The sequence below is a fragment of the Mesorhizobium sp. CA5 genome (assembly GCF_020165105.1).
Lineage (GTDB): Bacteria > Pseudomonadota > Alphaproteobacteria > Rhizobiales > Rhizobiaceae > Mesorhizobium.
In genome coordinates this window covers 378,569-396,434 of the sequence record NZ_JAIUHJ010000001.1, presented here as the reverse complement: position 1 = coordinate 396,434, position 17,866 = coordinate 378,569, and the positions used below count along the sequence as shown (strand labels likewise).

Below are 17,866 nucleotides of genomic sequence, written 5' to 3'. Positions count from 1 at the left end.
TGTGCCCGGGGCTGGCGATGCGCCTGACCCTGCGCCTCGACGGCGATTGCGTGCGCGCTTTTCATGTGGCGCTGGCCGAGCGGTTGTCGCTGCTGCCCGGCGTGGAGCTTGCGGTCGACGGCCGTCCGGCGGCGGGCGGCGTGCCGCGCGCAGCCGAAGCGCTGTTCCAGCTTGAGACGCTGATCCATCGCCTGCCCGCCAATGGGACGGCCAGGCGTGTGCCGCTTTCGGCACTGGCCGGCCATGCGAGAGCGTCCGCGCCGGCCGACCTCACAATCGATCTCATCGGCGACGTCGAGCCGCAGGGCAGACAGGTCTGGCGGCTCGCCTATGGCGGCGTCTGCGGCGAGGAGGCCCTCCTGGCGCTGATCCTAGCCGGCCGCGCGCCGCTGGCCCGCCTGGAACAGAACGGCGCGACAGTCGCCGAGGGACGGCTCGGCACCGAATATCACGGCATCGCGCTGGCTTCCTTCCAGGACATGCTGGCGCGCAGCGCCAGCCTGATCGTCGCGGCGGTCAACGGCGCCGCCCGCTCATCGCTTCCGGTGTTGCCCGAACCGCCATCCGAGACGGCGCCGCCAGCCATGCCGTCGGCCACGAAGCTCGGTGTGCGTGCGGCCAAGGCGACGGCACGCCGCATCGTCCAGCAGATCTACCATCTGTGCTACAACGCCCCGCATTGGCGGGTCGGCTGGCGCGAGACCGGCGGCAAGGATCTCTACGAGCTGCGCGCCCATCCGCAACCCGGCTGGCGCGATTTGCCGGACGACGGCAGCCGCTTCTACGCCGACCCGTTCCCGGTGCTTTACCGCGGCCAGGTGACGCTGTTCGTCGAGGACTACATCCACCGCACCGGCAAGGCGATCCTGTCGGCAGTGGCGTTTGGCCCGTCCGGCCCAGTCGGCACTCCGAAGCCGGTTCTGGAGCTGCCCTACCATCTCTCCTACCCCTTCGTGTTCGAGCGCGACGGCGAGATGTGGATGGTGCCGGAAAGCTCGGCCAACCGGACCGTCGACCTCTACCGCGCCACCGCCTTCCCGGGCGGCTGGGTCAAGGAAGCGACGCTCCTGTCGGACATCATCGCCAGCGACGCCACGCTCACCGAGCATGGCGGGCGCTGGTGGATGTTCGCTACCGTACGCGACGGCGGCGGCGCCTTCTCGGACCAGCTGCATCTGTGGTCGGCGCCGGATTTCCGCGGGCCGTGGACGCCGCACCCGAAGAACTCCGTTATGATCGACATCGCCTCGGCGCGGCCGGCGGGCCGCATGGTCAGCCGCGGCGGCCAACTCCTTCGCCCGGTGCAGGACTGCCGCAGGAGCTATGGCGCCGCGCTCGGCATAGCGCGCGTCACTCAGCTTGACGAGAGCGGCTTTGGTCAGGTCGTCGAAACGATCCTCAACCCCGGTGCCGGCTGGACCGGCCGCAAGCTGCACACGCTCAACGAGGCGGGCGGGCTGGAATTCATAGATGGTTCGGCAATGGCGCCGCGCTGGAAGCAGATCCAACGGCGTGACGTCATGCCTGCGGGCCGTGGAGACCACAAATGGGCATCATAGAGGACCGCGAAGCACCCGCCGTGCCGGCCGGCCAGGCCGAGGTCGAAGTGGCGATCGTCGGCGCGGGGCTCGCCGGAACCGTGCTGGCGCTGTCGCTCGCCAAGGCGGGCCGCAAGATCGCGCTGATCGATCCGCATCGTATCCACCATGACGAATTCCGGGCCGAGAAAACCCGGGCGGAGCAGATGGGACTGTTCGAGAAACTCGGCCTCGGCCCGGTTTTCAGGTCTCTCGTCACCCCGATGACAGACGTCCATGTCTTCCGCTTCGGCCAGCTGTTCGAGCGCAAGCAAACCTGGGAGTACGCCTTTTCCTACACGCCGTTGGTCAACGGCCTGCGCGCGGCGCTGCCTCCGCAAGTGCCGCTGACGATCGGCAAGGTCGCGGAGGTCTCGACGGGACCGGACCGGCAGCGGCTGGTGCTCACCGACGGCTCCGTGATCGATGCCCGGCTGCTGGTCGTGGCCACCGGCTATAGCGAGGCGGTGCGGCGCGCGATCGGCGTCGAGCGCGTCGAGGAATCGAAGGCGCATTCGCTGACGTTGGGGTTCGATCTCGCGGTCACGCCGCAGGAATTCGGATTGCCGTCCCTCACCTTCTACGGAAGGCGGATCGCCGATCGCATTGCCTTTCTTACCATCTTCCGGATCGGCGAGCGGGTGCGCGCGAACATGTTCGTCTACCGGACCGTCGCCGATCCGTGGGTGCGGTCGTTCCGCGAGGACCCCCAAAAAATGCTCCTGGAGTTGATGCCGGAGATCGCGGCTCGATGCGGCAACTTCGCCGTCGCCAGCGAGGTCGAGGTGAGGCAGGTCGGCCTGACAACGACGCAGGGCCATCGGCGCGACGGTGTCGTCTTCATCGGCGATGCGTTCGCCACGACCTGCCCGGCGCAAGGCGACGGCATCCACCGGGTACTGACCGATGTCTATTGCCTCAGCTCGACGCATATCCCCGCCTGGCTCGAGACGCCCGGCATGGCGGACGACAAGATCTGCGCCTTCTACGACGATCGTGCCAAGATCGCCGCCGACGCCAGGGCCATGCGCGCCAGCATCTATGCAAAGCGGATAACCACCGAGACGGGGCTTGAATGGCGGCTGCGCCGCCTGCGCAACAACACTGCGCGGCGCTTGATGATCTTTGCCCGTCGATTCCGCGAGGCGGGAAAATCGGGTGACGCCGGACCTGGCCCAGAGGGAACTGCTTTCGACCAAACCAGCAAGGCACCGGCCGGCCTGGGAACATGATCGTGAGCGATCTTACCAATCCGTAAGTCGCGGTCCCTGGCAAGCCGGTTTAGATCGTGGCGAGCAGTGTCTCCTGCTCGGCGGGACAGCACGCCCGTCGCTCCAATGGCCCGCCGCCACCTTTATCGGTTCGGCGGCGGGCTATCGAATGGCGACTCTCACAAAGCGGATTATCCTACGAGGACCCGGTGAAGGTCGCGACCGGCAAAGCCAGCATGCGTTCCAGCGTCTACGCCAGGCGTATCGCCATGGAAACAGGGCTCGAATGGCGGCTGGGCGCGCCTGCGCAACAACACCGCGCGCCAGCTTGTGATTCTGGGCCGCAAGATAAGCCGTCGCGAAGAATTGCCGGCGCCGAGCGCGGCGTAAAGCGGAGATCCCAAGCGCGGATAGGCTGGCGGGACAGCCCCCCTCTGCCCTGCCGGGCATCTCCCCCGCAAGGGGGGAGATTGGCTGTACCCATCGCTTCGCCCTATCTTCAGACTCCAACAAGGATGGCGACCATGACCCGCATCCGGGCGATGACGAGAAACGACCTGGCCGATGTGTCGCGGCTGCTCGGCCAATCGTGGCGGCGGACCTATGCGCCGATCATGGGCGACGAGACCGTGGCCAGGCTCTCCGATGAAAGGCACGCGCCGGAAAGGCTCGCGGCTGAGCTCGATGACGAGGACAAGATGTCCTTCGTCGCCGAGCGCGCCGATGGCTCGATTGCCGGCTATGCGATGGCGGCAATGGACGGAAAAGGCGATGTGATGCTGCAGCGGCTCCACATCGAGCCGCAGGCCTTCGGCAGCGGTCTTGCGGTCGACCTTCTGCATGCGGTGCTTGCCGCGCATGCCGGCATCCCCAGCATCGCGCTGGAGGTGATAGAAGGCAACGACCGCGCGATCGCCTTCTACCGCAAGCACGGCTTCGAAGTGGTCGAACGCCGGGAAGCGGCCCACGGCGTCGGCGGTCACGCCTCGCTGATCATGCGCCGGATGCTGCCGATGGCGTAGAGCTTTGTTTTGCCGCAATTCCAGGCGGAAACCGCTCACACTTTTCCTGGAATTGCTCTAGTCTAGATCAGGCGGCGGCCCGCATGCGCAACGCTTGCATGACGCTTTCCTCAAACACCCCAGGCGCCCTGGCCGCTTCGGCCAGCTGAGCCGCATCCCAGCTTCGGCTCAGGCTGCCGTCGGCCATCAGCACCGCGCGATTGCAGAGCGCCGGCACGGCCTCCACCACATGGGTCGAGATGATGGCGGCATGCCGCCCGCTCGCGCAGAGCGCGGTGATCACGCGTTTCACCTCCCAGGCGGCGACCGGATCGAGGCCGTTCAGCGTCTCGTCGAAGATCAGAAGTGGCGGCCCGCCGAGAAGCGCTGCGCCGATGGCGATCTTGGCTCGCGTGCCGAGCGAATATTCGGCGATCGGGCGGTCGATCCAGCGTCCAAGGTCTAGTCGCTCCAGGAGATCGCCGCCCGGCAGGTCGCCGCTTGGCAGGTCGTTTGGCGCGCAGCCACGGATCGAGGCGACGAGCTCGATATATTGACGTCCCGAAAGCGGCGCCGGCAGTTCGTGCGGCTCGATGGCAAGGCCGAAGCCGGCTTTGGCGCGTTCCGGCGCGGCGGCGAGGTCGATGCCGTCGATCACCACGCTGCCTCCGATCAACGGGATCTGGCCGGTGATCGCCCTGATGAGCGTCGACTTGCCCGAGCCATTGGCACCGAGCAGGCCGACTATATCGCCCCGATGGAGCGAAAGACCGATGCCGCGAACGACAATGCGCCCGCGATAGCCGGCGCTGAGCTCTTTAACGGTGAGGACTTCAGCCATTGCGATATCTCTGTCGGGTTCGGTACCACAAGAAAAACACCAGCGCCGCCAGGCCGATCAGAACGGTACGGCCATATTCGAGCGTCTCGTAGCCGGCATAGGCGAGCGCGCCGGCGAAGCTCAGCATTGCGACGAAGGGCGTGTCGAGGAAAAAGGCGCCGAACACCGCGTAGGCGCCGTTCAGCACCAGTAGCCAAAGGCCGCTCGCGACCGGCAACGACCAGGCCGACGGTTCGGCCGCGAGCGCCGCGCCGGCCGGCAGCAGGAAGAAGGCGAGCGACAATTGCAGCGGCAGTCGCACAAGCCGCAGCCATACCCGTGTAAAACCGATGGGCGCTGTGCGCAGCACCGGCGAGCCGAGCGGCTGGCAGCGCAGGCTGAGCATGAAAACAAGAATGCCGCCCGCCAGGCCCGCGACGGCCGCAGGCCCAGCCGTATGGCCGGCCAGGCTGGCCCAGGCGCCAAGGATGGTGGCGAGCCCGAGCAGCAGGCTGGCGGCCGCCAGCTTCCAAGACGGCCGTATATTGCCGGCCGGCAGTTTCCAGGCCCAGCTGGAAAGCCAGCTTGGACGCGCCCGGTCGAGGCGACGCAGCCAGGGCCTTCCGACCGGCGCCGCCTCGCTCGCCGCCACATCGACGAGAAGGCGTGGCCGCCGGAGGCGCCAAAGGCCTGCCGTGCCGAAGCTCAAGGCAAACAGGGCGGCCGCGCCCAAGCCCCAGGCCGGCGCCAACGGCTTTCCGATGACGGCGCAGGCGAAGCCGACCGCCGTTGCGATCATCAGCGTGAGTGGAAGGCCGAGCGCGAAAGCTCCCACCGCCGCCATGCGACGGCGCTCCGCCGAAGCGAGCGGCAGTGCCTTGAGGAAGGGGGCAAAGGCGCGAGAAAGGCAAAGGCGCGACATTGCATTGCCCGCCAGCCATCCCAGCGCGGCGAAAGCGACTGGCAGCCCAAGCATCCACAGAAGCTGGTCGTGCCGCAGCTTCGGACCCGCGGCATGCAGGGCGACGACGATATCCGCGATCGCATAGGCCAGAAGTCCACCGCCGCCGAGCGCAATCCAGGCGAGATCGCGGCGCCGCGTTGCGCGTAGGCCGGCGACCAACTCGCGCCAGAGCAATATTAGGACAAGCCTGTCGTGCCGCATTGGCCGTCACCACAGTGGAATCGCCACCGGCAAGGATGGCGACGATTGCGCCGCCAATAGGGCCAGCGCTGGACGCATTCATGCCCGGCCCTATAATTTAGCCGGATCGAAAATTCGGCGGAGCAAGACGCATGAGCCTCGGCAAACAGAAACTCGGCAGCCAGGGACTCGAAGTCTCTGCCATCGGCCTCGGCTGCATGGGGATGAGCCAGGCCTATGGCCCGGCCGACGAGGCGGAGTCGATCGCGACGATCCACCGGGCGATCGAGCTCGGCTGCACCTTTCTCGACACGGCCGAGGTCTATGGACCCTTCGTCAATGAGGAACTGCTTGGACGCGCGCTGAAAGGCCGGCGCGATCAGGTCACGATCGCGACGAAGTTCGGCTTCCGCATCGCCGACGGCAAGCAGGCCGGGCTCGACAGCCGGCCCGAGCATATACGCGAGGTGGTCGACGCTTCGCTGTCACGACTTGCCACCGACCGCATCGACCTCCTCTACCAGCACCGCGTCGACCCGGCCGTGCCGATGGAGGATGTCGCGGGCGCGGTCGGCGAACTGGTGGCGCAGGGCAAGGTTCGCTTCTTCGGCCTGTCGGAGGCGGGCATTGCCAACATCCGCCGCGCGCATGCCGCGCATCCGGTCTCGGCGCTGCAGAGCGAATATTCGCTGTGGGAGCGAAACCTCGAGCCCGAGATCATCCCGGCGCTGAAGGAGCTCGGCATCGGCCTGGTGCCGTTCGCTCCGCTCGGCCGCGGCTTCCTCGCCGGCGACGTCAGGCGCGCGGAGGAGTATCCCGAAGGTGATTTCCGCCGCGGCGATCCGCGCTACCAGGGCGAGAATTTCGACCTGAATGTCGCGGCGGCCGCCACGGTGCGCGACATCGCCGCGGCGAAGGGCGTCAAGCCCGGCCAGATCGCGATCGCCTGGCTGCTCGCCAAAGGCCCGGATTTCGGCATCGACATCGTGCCGATCCCCGGCACCAAGCGCCGCATCTATCTGGAGGAGAACGTCGCGGCGGCCGACATCGCGCTCGACGCCACCGAGATGCTGGGGCTCGACATGGCACTGACGCCCGACAAGGTGTCGGGGCCGCGCTACAACGAGCGGACGATGTCACTGGTGGACCGGTAGAAGCTGGCTAATCTCCCTCGGGAGGATTGGGCAACAGCCCTACTTTTTCTTACAGTCCGACATCGCCTCCATCGCCTTCCTCGCCTCACCCTCGCTGGCGTATTTCTTCTTGCCGAGATCGACGACAAGCGTGCCGTCGGGCTTCTTCGGCACGATCTCGCACTGCTTCGACACGGCGTCTCTGGCGACCCAGTATTGCTCGGCTGCCATGACCGGCAGGCTCATGATGCCGGTGGCGAGGATTGCGGCGAGGATGGTGCGAACCATTGCGGACCTCCATGGCTCTGGTTGGAACGCAACGCGAAACAGGCGGGCGCCGATTGGGCGACGCACGACACGCTGCCTTTGGAAAACGCCCTGTCCGCCGCTGTGTTCCGGCGGCTCAGGCGTGCGAATGCGGATCGATGCTGTAAGGATGCACAGGATAATCCGGGCCGATCGTCTCGCTGACGCGTCCCATCCAAGCATCGACAGCGGGATAGTCGGCGAGCGAGAAACCGCAGTCCTCGGCGCGGTGGCTGTAGGCGTACACGGCGATGTCGGCGATGGTGAGCGCGTTGCCGACCAGGAATTGTGTGTCGGCCAGGCTGCGCTCCAGCGCGCCCAGCGCGCGCACGCCCGCCTCGCGCTTGCCGGCAACCATCGCCTGGTTACGCTCCAGCCGGTCGGTCAGCGTCCAGTAGCGCAGCGAGCCGATGACCGGCTCGATATGGTACTGCTCGAAGAACAGCCATTGCATCACCTTGGCGCGGGCAAAGCGGTCCGACGGAAGGTAGGGTGTGCCCTCGGCGAGATAGGCGAGGATCGCGTTCGACTCGGCGATCGCCTCGCCATTGTCCAGCCCGAGCACCGGAACTGCGCCTGCCGGGTTGAGCTTCAGGAACGTCTCGGTGCGGCACTCGCCCTCGAAGATCGAGATGATGCGGGTGTCGTAGGCGATGCCAAGCAGCCCGAGCAGGACGCGAACCTTCCAGGCATTTTGCGACGGGAGATAATCGTAGAGCGTGAGCATTGCGGTCCTCCGTTGGTGGGACTGCCTTGGCATGCCGCGGTGAAAGGTGCCACCCGATTCAGGTGTACGCAGAAAAGCGGGACATCGGCGGGACAGCACCCCCTCTGTCCTGCCGGACATCTCCCCCGCAAGCGGGGAGATTGGCGGTTCAGGCACCGGCTCCAAATCTACGTTGGAGATTGGCGATAGTCCGCGCACATCTGATCTCCCCGGGGGAGATGGCCGGCAGGCTAGAGGAGGGTGTGACGGAACTCGGCCCATCAGAGTGGCCGCGTGAACCCTCACCGTCTCGCAATATCCTTCGCCACCGCCTGCGCCTCGATGCCGATTTCGCGCAACAGGCCGGTGACCGGATTGTAGAAGCCGACGAGATAGACGCCGAGCTCCGTCGCGCGGGCGTTCACGCCGCTCTTGTCCGGCCTGAGCTCCGCCGGCAGGAAGCCGTCATAGGCCGGGCGATAGCCGGTGGCGAAAATAGCCGCGTCGAATTTCTTCTCCACCCCGTCGGCGAATTTCACGCCGTCCCCGGTGAAGCTTGCGATGTCCGGTGCGATGCCGATCCGGCCGGCCTTGATCGCCGCCACCGTGCCGACGTCGATCACCGGAATGCGGCCGGCTTCGATCCCCTGCATGATGCCCTGCCGCGGCCGCACGATGCCGTATCTCTCCAGCCTGCCCAGCGCCAGATCGAGGATCTTTGGGAACACCCAGTCGTTCAGCGCCTGCGGCATCGGCCGACTGGCGATCCCCACCATCTGGATCGGCACGCCGAACAGCTGGCGTGGCACGATGTGGACGCCCTTCCGCACCGAGATTGTGGGCCTGGCACCGCTTTCAGCCAGGTCGAGCGCGATCTCCGCGCCCGTATTGCCCATGCCGACGACCAGCACGTCCTTGCCGACATAAGGCGCGGCCTCGGTATAGGCGGCGCTGTGCAGCACCTTGCCCTTGAAGGCTTCGATGCCCGGGAAGTTTGGTGTGATCGGCTCGGCATTGTTGCCGGTGGCCACCACCACTTTGCGGGCATTGAACAGCCCGGCATCGGTCTGGACCAGCAGACGCTCGCCTTCACGGCTGACCGATTTGACGGTGACGCCGAAGCGCGGCCTGAGCCCGAAACGCCCTGCATAGGCACCGAGATAAGCGACCACCTTCTCGCGCGGCACGTAGCGCGGGTGGCTTTTCGGGAACGGCACGAAGGGCAGCGACGAGAAGGATTTCACCGTGTGCAGGTGCAGCCGCCGGTAATGCCGCCGCCAGGCGGGCGCCACCTCATTGGCCCTTTCAAGGATGATGAAGTCCTGCCCCGCCTGTTTGAGGCAGGCAGCAACGGCGAGCCCGGCAGGACCGGCGCCGACGATGACGACATTGGTATCCAAATGGCTTTCCTCCCGCCAAAGCGGCAAAAACTATGACAGGAGGAGTTCGAGGGGCAAGTAGGGAGAAGCACCTACAGGCAGCCGCCCTACTCCATCGCGCCCGGCGCCTCGGGCTCATCCTCGGGCGGTTCGAGGATCTCGATCAGTTTCGCCACACGGACGCCGGGCATGGCGCGGCCTTCATTGACCAGCGCCTCGTCGGCGCCGATCCAGGCGAAGGCCTCGCGCAATTCCTCGAGGCTGGCGCCGGTGAGCGCGATATCGGCGATGACGGCCTCGTCGACCGGTCCAAGCACGGAAATGATCTCGTTGCGGGTCATCTGGTCCTTCCCCATGGGTCGATTGCCCAGGAAAACGATCGACCGGTGAAGCCGGTTCCGAAAATCCGCGGGCCGGCTTCTACCAAACGAGGCCCAATGCTATGGCTCGCCCATGAAGCCCGCCCTCCTCCTCGCCGCCCTGCTTTCGTCCACGCCGGCGCTCGCCGATTGGAAACCTATCGAGAAAATCGAGACTTATGCCGTCTCGGGCGAAAGCGCGGAGCAGCTCTATCTCTCGATCGGCAAGAAAGGCCCGGTGATCGGCAAGGATTCGGCCGGCAACGAACGGCGTGTCATCGCGCACACTTTCTTCAAGCTGACCTGGCAGCGCGACTACCAGCCGCAAGGTGGCGCCTGCGTGCTGAGGACAGCGCGGCCGAAGCTGATCATCACCTATACGCTGCCCAAGCCGGCGCGGAAACTTGGCTCAGCCTTGCAAACGCGCTGGGACGCCTTCGCCGCCGGGCTGATCGCGCATGAGAAGGTGCATGGCGCCGGCATCGTCGACATGGTGGACAAGATCGTCGCCTTCAGCACCGGCCTCACAGCCCAGAACGATCCCGGCTGCAAGAAGGTCCGGGCGGAGCTGACAGCCTATCTCGACCAACTCTCGAAGGCGCAGCGCCAGGGCAGCCGCGATTTCGACAAGATAGAGTTCGGCCGAGACGGCAACATGCTGAAGCTGATCGCGGCGTTTCTGGGCGGAGGCTGACAACGAAGGCAAGAGCGGCAGCGACCGCCCTGCTCCTTGCGCTATGGCGGAAGTAATGCGCGCGTCCTGGATGGATAACGACCAATCCCGTTGGCGATGTAAATCGGCAGGATTCGGCTTTTCTCGGACGCGCTGAAATCTATTACATTAACGATGTCTAATATCCACCGGCGGCGTTTGAAGATCAATCGGCCGCCCTCCGGCGACTGGCTGGATCCACTTCGCTTCAGCGCAGCCTTCGCTCAACTGTCTTCAACGATGGAAGTAAGCAAGGCGTGCCGCCGCTTTACAGGTGGATGTGGTAGCGCTACCGTTTCACAGTCGCGTGACCCCGGGGGAATAGGGGCAAACGTCGCCGACGCCAGTGGTGGGTGCTTGCCGGCACCCGTTTCAGCCACACCTTGATTGGAACGGCTCCCCGCGAGATTCGCAGGGACCATCGGGAGGAGTTCGATGGCGTCTGTCGCGATTGGCGATGTCTACAAATCGTTCGGGGCCACCCAGATCCTGCATGGCGTCAGCGTCGACATAGACGACGGCGAGTTCGTCACGCTGGTGGGGCCCTCAGGCTGCGGAAAATCGACCCTTCTCAGGATGGTTGCAGGCCTGGAAAAAATCTCGCGCGGCCATATCTCGATCGGCAGCCGTATCGTCAACGACGTTGCGCCGAAGGAGCGCGACGTCGCCATGGTCTTCCAGAACTACGCGCTCTATCCGCATATGACGGTTGCCGAGAACATGGCGTTCTCGCTCATGCTCAAGGGCGTCCCGAAGGCTGAAAGCGATGCCGGGGTGAAACGGGCGGCCGAAATCCTCGGGCTGGTGCCGCTTCTGTCGCGCTATCCCCGCCAGCTTTCGGGCGGCCAGCGCCAGCGCGTCGCCATGGGCCGGGCAATCGTGCGCAATCCGCAGGTGTTCCTGTTCGACGAGCCGCTCAGCAATCTCGACGCCAAGCTGAGGGTGCAGATGCGGGCCGAAATCAAGGAGCTGCACCAGCGGCTGAAGACCACGACGGTCTATGTCACCCACGACCAGATCGAGGCTATGACCATGGCGGACAAGATCGTGGTCATGCATGACGGCCTCGTCGAGCAGATCGGACCGCCGCTCGAGCTCTACGACCGGCCAAACAACCTGTTCGTGGCAAGCTTTATCGGCTCGCCCGCCATGAACCTGCTCAAGGGCGCATTCGCCAATGATGGCCCACCGTCATTCAGAGGTGCGGGAGGCATTTCCGTGCCTTTGCCGAAGCCTCTCTCGATTGGCAACGGCGAAGCCATGGTGCTCGGAGTACGACCCGAGCATCTGCGGCTGGCCGACGACGGCATTCCAGTCAAGGTGGCGGTGATCGAGCCGACCGGGTCGGAAGTGCAGATCATCGGCCGCACGGTCGGCGGGGAGGACATCGTCGCCAATTTCCGCGAGCGCCATTCCTTCGCGCCGGGAGAAACCATTCGGCTGTCGGTCGACCCTGGTCCGATCCACCTGTTCCACGGCGAGACCGGCAAGCGAATCGAGACGGCGCGATAAAACCAGGCAACGGCAGAGCAACAGGAGGAAACGAGTATGAAGTTCACCAGACGCGATGTAATCCGCACGACCGCAGCCGCGGCGGCCGGAGCCTTGGGCAGCCGCTTCGTCGGCTCGAGCGCATTCGCCCAGGAAGGCGTGACCTACAAGCCCGAGGAAGGCGCCAAGCTCAGGCTGCTGCGCTGGTCGCCCTTCGTGCAGGGCGACGAGGATCAGTGGCTGAAGAATACCAAGCGGTTCACCGAGGCGACGGGCGTGGAGGTGCGCGTCGACAAGGAAAGCTGGGAAGACATCCGTCCCAAGGCGGCGGTCGCCGCCAATGTCGGCTCCGGCCCCGACCTGATGTTCGTCTGGTTCGACGACCCGCACCAGTATCCCGACAAGCTGCTCGATGTGACGGAACTGGGTGATCATCTCGGCAAGAAGTATGGCGGCTGGTACGACGGCCCGAAACAATATGCCACGCGCGAGGGCAAGTTCATCGGCTTGCCGCTGGCCACCATCGGCAACGCCATCGTCTACCGCGAAAGCTGGGTCAAGGAGGCAGGCTTCTCCGAATTCCCCAAGGACACGGCCAGTTTCCTGGAACTTTGCAAGGCATTGAAGGCGAAAGGCCATCCCGCCGGCTTCACCCATGGCCACGGCGTCGGCGACGGCAACAATTACGCGCATTGGCTGCTGTGGAGCCACGGCGGCCAGATGGTCGACGAAGCCGGCAAGGTGACGATCAACAGTCCGGAGACGCTCAAGGCGATCCAGTATGCGCAGGAGCTCTACAAGACCTTCATCCCCGGCACCGAAAGCTGGCTCGACGTCAACAACAACCGCGCATTCCTGGCCGGGGAAGTGAGCGTGATCGCCAACGGCATCTCAGCCTACAACACAGCGAAGATCAACAAGGACAAGGACCCGAAGCTGGCCGAGATCGCCAAGGACATCCGCACGACCAACATGCCGATCGGTCCGGTCGGCAAATCGGTCGAGCTTTTCCAGGTGACCACGGCCGTCATCTTCAACTACACGCCCTACCCCAATGCCGCCAAAGCCTATCTGCAGTTCATGTTTGAGGACCCGCAAATGTCCGACTGGATCACCTCGTCGGCAGGCTATTGCTGCCAAACGCTGAAAGCCTTCGACAACAACCCGGTTTGGAAGGCCGATCCTAACAATGCAGCCTACGCGAAAGCCTCGGCGACGCTGCGCCCCAACGGCTATGCCGGGCCGCTCGGCTATGCATCCGCCGCGACAATGGCTGACTACGTGCTGGTGGACATGTTCGCCAAGGCGGTGACGGGCCAGGCGACGCCGCAGGAAGCGATGGAGGAGGCCGAAAAACGCGCCAATCGCTACTACCGCGTCTGATCCTGGCGCAGTTTGAAGCAGGATGACCGCGCTTTGCGGCTTACTCGAGCCAAGCGCGGTCAGCCACAGTTCCACCCGCATAACAAGGAGCCCGCGCCATGGCCGTGCCGTCCGTTGCCGTTCAGACGCGCCCGTCGATCCGTTCGAGGCTCGCCGAGAGCAGGAACGCTCTCGGCTTCGGCTTCATGCTGCCGGCGGCGGCGCTGCTCCTGGTCTTTCTCACCTATCCGCTCGGGCTCGGTGTCTGGCTCGGCTTCACGGACACGCGCATCGGCCGGCCGGGCATCTTCATCGGCGTCGAGAACTACGAATATCTGTGGAGCGACAGCGTCTTCTGGCTCTCGGTATTCAACACGCTGCTCTACACGGTCAGCGCTTCGATCCTAAAATTCGTGCTCGGCCTCTGGCTGGCTCTCATCCTCAACGAGAAGCTGCCCTTTAAGTCATTCTTCCGCGCCGTCGTGCTGCTGCCCTGGGTCGTACCGACGGTGCTGTCGGCCATCGCCTTCTGGTGGATCTACGACTCGCAGTTTTCGATCCTGTCCTGGGCGTTGCAGCAGATGGGCCTGATCGACCACCGCATCAATTTTCTCGGTGACCCGACCAATGCGCGCGCCTCGGTCATCGCGGCCAATGTGTGGCGCGGCATTCCCTTTGTCGCCATCACGCTGCTTGCCGGGCTGCAGACGATTCCGCAATCGCTCTACGAGGCCGCTACGCTCGACGGCGCCAGCCGCTGGCAGCTGTTCCGCTACGTGACCCTGCCGTTGCTGACGCCGATCATAGCCATCACCATGACATTTTCGGTGCTGTTCACCTTCACCGACTTCCAGCTGATCTATGTCCTGACCCGCGGCGGGCCGGTGAACGCCACGCATCTGATGGCGACATTGTCATTCCAGCGCGGTATTGCGGGCGGCCAACTGGGCGAAGGCGCGGCAATCGCGGTTGCCATGATTCCCTTCCTGCTGGCCGCGATCCTGTTCAGCTATTTCGGGCTGCAACGGCGCAGATGGCAGCAAGGCGGCGGAGACTGACATGGCCGCGATCAAGGAAGTCGAGCGCCTGGAGACCGACGAAGGCGGCATGGGATACCTGCAAAGCCTTCCGCGGCGTGTGGTGACGGTCTATCTGCCGCTGCTGGTGTTCCTGATCGTGCTCCTGTTTCCGTTCTACTGGATGACGATCACGGCGATTAAGCCCAATCTCGAGATGACCGACTATGTGAACTACAATCCGCTCTGGGTCGTGCATCCGACGCTGGAGCACATCCGTTATTTACTCTTCGAGACCTCCTATCCAGGTTGGTTGCTCAACACGATCATCATCTCGACCGCCGCAACTTTCCTGTCGCTGGCGGCTGCCGTGCTTGCCGCCTACGCCATCGAGCGGCTGAGGTTTTCGGGGGCGCGGCAGGTTGGCCTCGCCGTCTTCCTCGCCTATCTCGTGCCGCCCTCTATCTTGTTCATTCCGCTGTCGGTGATGGTGTTCAATCTCGGTCTTTACGACACGCCGTTCGCGCTGATCCTCACCTATCCGACCTTCCTCATCCCGTTCTGCACCTGGCTTCTGATGGGCTACTTCCGCTCGATTCCCTTCGAGTTGGAGGAATGCGCGCTCATCGACGGCGCAAGCCGCTGGCAGATCCTCACCAAGATCGTGCTGCCGCTGTCGGTGCCCGGCCTGATCTCGGCCGGCATCTTCGCTTTTACCTTGTCCTGGAATGAGTTCATCTATGCGCTGACCTTCATCCAGTCTTCGGAGAAGAAGACGGTGCCGGTCGGCGTGCTCACCGAACTCGTTCGCTCCGACGTCTATGAATGGGGCGCGCTCATGGCCGGCGCGCTGATCGGCTCGCTGCCGGTGGTGGTGCTCTATTCCTTTTTCGTCGAGCACTATGTTTCATCGATGACTGGCGCGGTGAAGGAATAGAAGTGCATCAGCGCCTGCGTCGCCGCGTCGCGGATGGTGCGGACACGACGAGAGTTCCGCGTTAAGCCGCCCGCCAGATAGGCCATCGATGGCATCGCCCGACGCCAGACCATCGGCACGCCGAAAGTATCGGGGTGTTTCGACGCGTCACAACCGACTTTGTCCGCCATCGTAAAGCGGGCGCGGCGATCGAATTCAGCAAAATATCAGCAGCCGTTCAGGACAAATAAGCTCGCCGCGGCAATGCTTGCGCTTCGATCACTGCGACGAGCACTGGAGGTTGGTCATGAACATCAACGCTGACGCGCCGTTCCCTCCCGCCCAGTTGGCGCGAGAGGAATTGCTTCGTTTCCTCTCGACCGGTTTCGCCGGCCCGTGCTTCGGCGAAAGCAACGAGATGCTAAACTATCTTGAAAAGGCGGCATCCAGCGAGACATCGGCTGATCCGACCTTCGGGCGCCCCCGGCCGCGGCTGCGCCTTCGCGGCATTGTCTCACGCTTGCACCTGTTTCCGGCTTGACCTCAGCCGCATTTGCCGTTCCCATGAACGGCGCGCAATGAGGCGCGGCGATGAGGCGGCGGGTTGGCGCTACGGATCGGCGGCGCGGTTCTGGATCTTGACCGGGGTACGCTCCGGCGCGACGGCGAGATTGTGCCCGTCCGGCCAAAAACTCTCGAGTTGCTCGCCTTCCTGACGCGCAATCCCGGACGGGTGCTGAGCAAGGACGAGCTGTTGCAGGCAGTCTGGCCGGGCGTCATCGTCACCGAGGACTCGCTCACCCAATCGATCCGCGACGCGCGCAAATCCATTGGCGACGAGGCGCAGGCGCTGATCCGCACGGTACCGCGGCGAGGCTACCTGTTCCAGCCGGAGATCGAGGCGGCACCAGCGCCCGTCGGCGCCATGCCTGCTGCCCGGGCGGAGCCGATGGTGGCTATTTTGCCGTTCCAGGTCGATCCGGTCGACGGCACTGCCAAGGCATTGTTCGACGGCGCGGTCGAGGAGATCACCAATGCGCTCTCCTACTTCAAGACTGTCGCCGTGCTGGCGCGTCATTCCGCTTTCGCTTTGGCCGAGCATTCGCGCGAGGACATCCGGGCGACCGCCGTGCGCTTCGGAGCCGACTACCTCGCCGAGGGCAGCGTCGGGACTTCCGAAGCGGAATACAGCGCACGCGTGGTGCTTACCGAGACGACGTCCGGGCGACGCGTCTGGGGCCAGAGCTTCACCTTCGCCAAAGGCGAGATCTTCACGTTCCAGACGATGGTGGCGCAACGCATCGTGACGGCCCTGGTTACCAATATCGAAAGCGCAGTGATGCGGCGCGGCCTACCCGCAGCCGCGGCCAATGTCGAAGCCTATCTGCATTTCCTGCGGGGGAAGGAGCTGCTGCGCAGCTACGGCGAACGGGTCAACCAGGATGCGCGCGAGCATTTCCTCAAGGCGATCGAGCTTGATCCGCAATCAGGGCTGGCACATGCCTATCTTGCCCTCGCCGAAGTGATTATCGGCGGCTATAACGACGCGCCGCGCGCCGCGCTCGACCAGGCGCGCGACCGTGCGCTGCATGCGATCGCGCTCAGCCCGGACGAGGCGCGCTGCCACCGCATGCTGGCGCTGACGCTTCTCTATCGCGGGCGCGACGAATACGACGCAGTCGAGAAGCACTTCGCCCGCGCGCTTGATCTCAACCCTTACGATGCGGACACGCTCGCCCAAACCGGCTTCTTCCGGGCGCTGCGTGGCGACGGCGAGGCCGGGCTGGCCCTGCTCGACAAGGCCATCCAGCTCAATCCGATGCATCCGACCTGGTACTATTACGATCGGGGCGAAGCGCTGCTGATCCTCGGGCGCTACCGCGAAGCGGCTGCGTCCTTCTCATGCCTGCCCCGCAAGAGCGCCTGGCAATGGGCGAGACTGGCAACGTGCCACGCCCTGGCCGGTGATGCCGGGAAGGCGCTGGCCTGCGTGCGTGAAGGACGCGCCCTCGAGCCCGGCCTCACCATCGCGCAAATCATCGAGGAAACGCGCATCGAGCGATCCGAGGACCGCGAAAGAATACGCGAGGGTCTCGAGCTGGCAGGCTGGGACAGCGACGGCCCGCCGCTCGCTAAAAACTGATCTCCACCGCGGCGGCACTTCGCTTCGCCTGGCCATGAAACACCGCCTCGATGTTGTTGCCGTCGGGATCGAGCAGGAAGCAGGCATAGTAGCCGGGGTGGTAGGGGCGCTCGCCCGGCGCGCCATTGTCCTTGCCGCCGGCGGCGAGCCCGGCCTGGTAGAAGGCATCGACCATGGCGCGGTCCTTCGCCTGGAAGGCGAGATGGTGACGGCCGGTGAGCACGCCTTGGGCGGAACGGCTGTCGGGGGTCGAGACGAACAGCTCGTCGGCCCAGAAATGGTCCTCAGCGCCACCGCCGATCGGGATGCCCAGCACTTCGAACAGGCTGCTGTAGAAACGCCGGCTGGCCTCGATGTCGCGCACCACCAGGTGAAGGTGATCGATGAGCCGGCCGCGATAGAGTTCCATGGGATGCTCCTGGTTGAGAGGCTAAATCTAGATGGGGCTGGTGTGCGGTCAATGACGGGTACTGCCGGCTGCTGACACTTCAGCCACTCGGAGACAGCGCCTGGGACAACGAAATCGGCCCTCAAAAAAATCCGGATAAAAAATGCAACCAGATTGTAGGATCGGCTCCCGCTCCGGCGTC

Annotated in this window: 19 protein-coding genes; 11 read left to right on the top strand and 8 right to left on the bottom strand. The window is 64.7% G+C overall.

Going from position 1 to position 17,866, the window contains the following annotated elements; all coding sequences use genetic code 11:
- Window positions 1-17: 17 nt before the first annotated feature.
- The 3 genes from LB529_RS02150 (at window position 18) to LB529_RS02140 (ending at window position 3,810) form a co-directional block, all read left to right on the top strand.
- Window positions 18-1,559, top strand: coding sequence for a formyl transferase (locus LB529_RS02150; protein WP_224710034.1), 1,542 nt, complete (start codon window positions 18-20; stop codon window positions 1,557-1,559).
- A complete protein-coding gene (locus LB529_RS02145) occupies window positions 1,547-2,809 on the top strand; it encodes an FAD-dependent oxidoreductase (RefSeq protein WP_224710033.1) in 1,263 nt (420 codons plus the stop codon). The genes LB529_RS02150 and LB529_RS02145 overlap by 13 nt, the downstream gene beginning before the upstream one ends.
- Window positions 2,810-3,312: 503 nt before the next feature.
- Window positions 3,313-3,810: a GNAT family N-acetyltransferase gene (locus LB529_RS02140; protein WP_095768490.1), complete on the top strand. Its 498-nt coding sequence runs from the start codon at window positions 3,313-3,315 to the stop codon at window positions 3,808-3,810.
- Between the two features lie 67 nt (window positions 3,811-3,877).
- On the opposite strand, the gene LB529_RS02135 is transcribed toward LB529_RS02140, so the two are convergent.
- Together LB529_RS02135 and LB529_RS02130 are read right to left on the bottom strand one after the other, a co-directional pair.
- Window positions 3,878-4,630 (bottom strand): ABC transporter ATP-binding protein, encoded by a 753-nt coding sequence (locus tag LB529_RS02135; RefSeq protein WP_224710032.1) that lies wholly within the window; start codon window positions 4,628-4,630, stop codon window positions 3,878-3,880.
- Entirely contained in the window at window positions 4,623-5,774 is a 1,152-nt protein-coding gene (locus LB529_RS02130; protein WP_224710031.1) for a hypothetical protein, read from the bottom strand. Before LB529_RS02130 ends, LB529_RS02135 begins: the two co-directional genes overlap by 8 nt.
- Window positions 5,775-5,905: 131 nt before the next feature.
- On the opposite strand from LB529_RS02130, the gene LB529_RS02125 reads away from it, so the two are divergent.
- Window positions 5,906-6,907: an aldo/keto reductase gene (locus LB529_RS02125; protein WP_224710030.1), complete on the top strand. Its 1,002-nt coding sequence runs from the start codon at window positions 5,906-5,908 to the stop codon at window positions 6,905-6,907.
- 39 nt (window positions 6,908-6,946) lie between these two features.
- On the opposite strand, the gene LB529_RS02120 is transcribed toward LB529_RS02125, so the two are convergent.
- The 4 genes from LB529_RS02120 to LB529_RS02105 form a co-directional block, all read right to left on the bottom strand.
- Window positions 6,947-7,174: a hypothetical protein gene (locus tag LB529_RS02120; protein WP_140631530.1), complete on the bottom strand. Its 228-nt coding sequence runs from the start codon at window positions 7,172-7,174 to the stop codon at window positions 6,947-6,949.
- A gap of 115 nt (window positions 7,175-7,289) precedes the next feature.
- The gene (locus tag LB529_RS02115; protein ID WP_224710029.1) at window positions 7,290-7,919 is read right to left on the bottom strand and encodes a glutathione S-transferase family protein; all 630 of its coding nucleotides are present in this window, start codon (window positions 7,917-7,919) and stop codon (window positions 7,290-7,292) included.
- Between the two features lie 281 nt (window positions 7,920-8,200).
- Window positions 8,201-9,298 (bottom strand): flavin-containing monooxygenase, encoded by a 1,098-nt coding sequence (locus LB529_RS02110; RefSeq protein WP_224710028.1) that lies wholly within the window; start codon window positions 9,296-9,298, stop codon window positions 8,201-8,203.
- Window positions 9,299-9,384: 86 nt separating this feature from the next.
- The gene (locus tag LB529_RS02105; protein ID WP_224710027.1) at window positions 9,385-9,618 is read right to left on the bottom strand and encodes a hypothetical protein; all 234 of its coding nucleotides are present in this window, start codon (window positions 9,616-9,618) and stop codon (window positions 9,385-9,387) included.
- A 112-nt stretch (window positions 9,619-9,730) separates the two neighbouring features.
- Between LB529_RS02105 and LB529_RS02100 the strand changes: the two genes are divergently transcribed.
- The 5 genes from LB529_RS02100 to LB529_RS02080 all read left to right on the top strand — a co-directional run bounded on the left by LB529_RS02100 (window position 9,731) and on the right by LB529_RS02080 (window position 15,154).
- On the top strand, window positions 9,731-10,330 hold the full coding sequence (locus LB529_RS02100; RefSeq protein ID WP_224710026.1) for a DUF922 domain-containing Zn-dependent protease: 600 nt from the start codon (window positions 9,731-9,733) through the stop codon (window positions 10,328-10,330).
- A gap of 453 nt (window positions 10,331-10,783) precedes the next feature.
- Window positions 10,784-11,860, top strand: coding sequence for an ABC transporter ATP-binding protein (locus tag LB529_RS02095; protein ID WP_224529494.1), 1,077 nt, complete (start codon window positions 10,784-10,786; stop codon window positions 11,858-11,860).
- A gap of 36 nt (window positions 11,861-11,896) precedes the next feature.
- Window positions 11,897-13,222 carry an ABC transporter substrate-binding protein gene (locus tag LB529_RS02090; protein ID WP_095768332.1) on the top strand — a complete coding sequence of 442 codons (1,326 nt, stop codon included), beginning with the start codon at window positions 11,897-11,899 and terminating at the stop codon, window positions 13,220-13,222.
- A gap of 185 nt (window positions 13,223-13,407) precedes the next feature.
- Window positions 13,408-14,259, top strand: a complete 852-nt coding sequence (locus LB529_RS02085; RefSeq protein WP_411909051.1) for a carbohydrate ABC transporter permease — start codon at window positions 13,408-13,410, stop codon at window positions 14,257-14,259.
- 1 nt (window position 14,260) lies between these two features.
- Window positions 14,261-15,154, top strand: coding sequence for a carbohydrate ABC transporter permease (locus LB529_RS02080; RefSeq protein ID WP_224529496.1), 894 nt, complete (start codon window positions 14,261-14,263; stop codon window positions 15,152-15,154).
- Here LB529_RS02080 and LB529_RS02075 read toward each other — a convergent pair.
- Entirely contained in the window at window positions 15,118-15,324 is a 207-nt protein-coding gene (locus LB529_RS02075; protein ID WP_224710025.1) for a hypothetical protein, read from the bottom strand. The two genes, LB529_RS02080 and LB529_RS02075, sit on opposite strands and share 37 nt — an antisense overlap.
- A 110-nt stretch (window positions 15,325-15,434) precedes the next feature.
- Here LB529_RS02075 and LB529_RS02070 point away from each other — a divergent pair, with 110 nt between their 5' ends.
- Together LB529_RS02070 and LB529_RS02065 are read left to right on the top strand one after the other, a co-directional pair.
- Window positions 15,435-15,674: a hypothetical protein gene (locus LB529_RS02070; RefSeq protein WP_224710024.1), complete on the top strand. Its 240-nt coding sequence runs from the start codon at window positions 15,435-15,437 to the stop codon at window positions 15,672-15,674.
- Between the two features lie 63 nt (window positions 15,675-15,737).
- Window positions 15,738-17,276 carry a winged helix-turn-helix domain-containing tetratricopeptide repeat protein gene (locus LB529_RS02065; RefSeq protein ID WP_224710023.1) on the top strand — a complete coding sequence of 513 codons (1,539 nt, stop codon included), beginning with the start codon at window positions 15,738-15,740 and terminating at the stop codon, window positions 17,274-17,276.
- Here the strand turns inward: LB529_RS02065 and LB529_RS02060 are convergent.
- Window positions 17,266-17,685: a VOC family protein gene (locus tag LB529_RS02060; protein ID WP_224548932.1), complete on the bottom strand. Its 420-nt coding sequence runs from the start codon at window positions 17,683-17,685 to the stop codon at window positions 17,266-17,268. The two genes, LB529_RS02065 and LB529_RS02060, sit on opposite strands and share 11 nt — an antisense overlap.
- Between the last annotated feature and the right edge of the window lie 181 nt (window positions 17,686-17,866).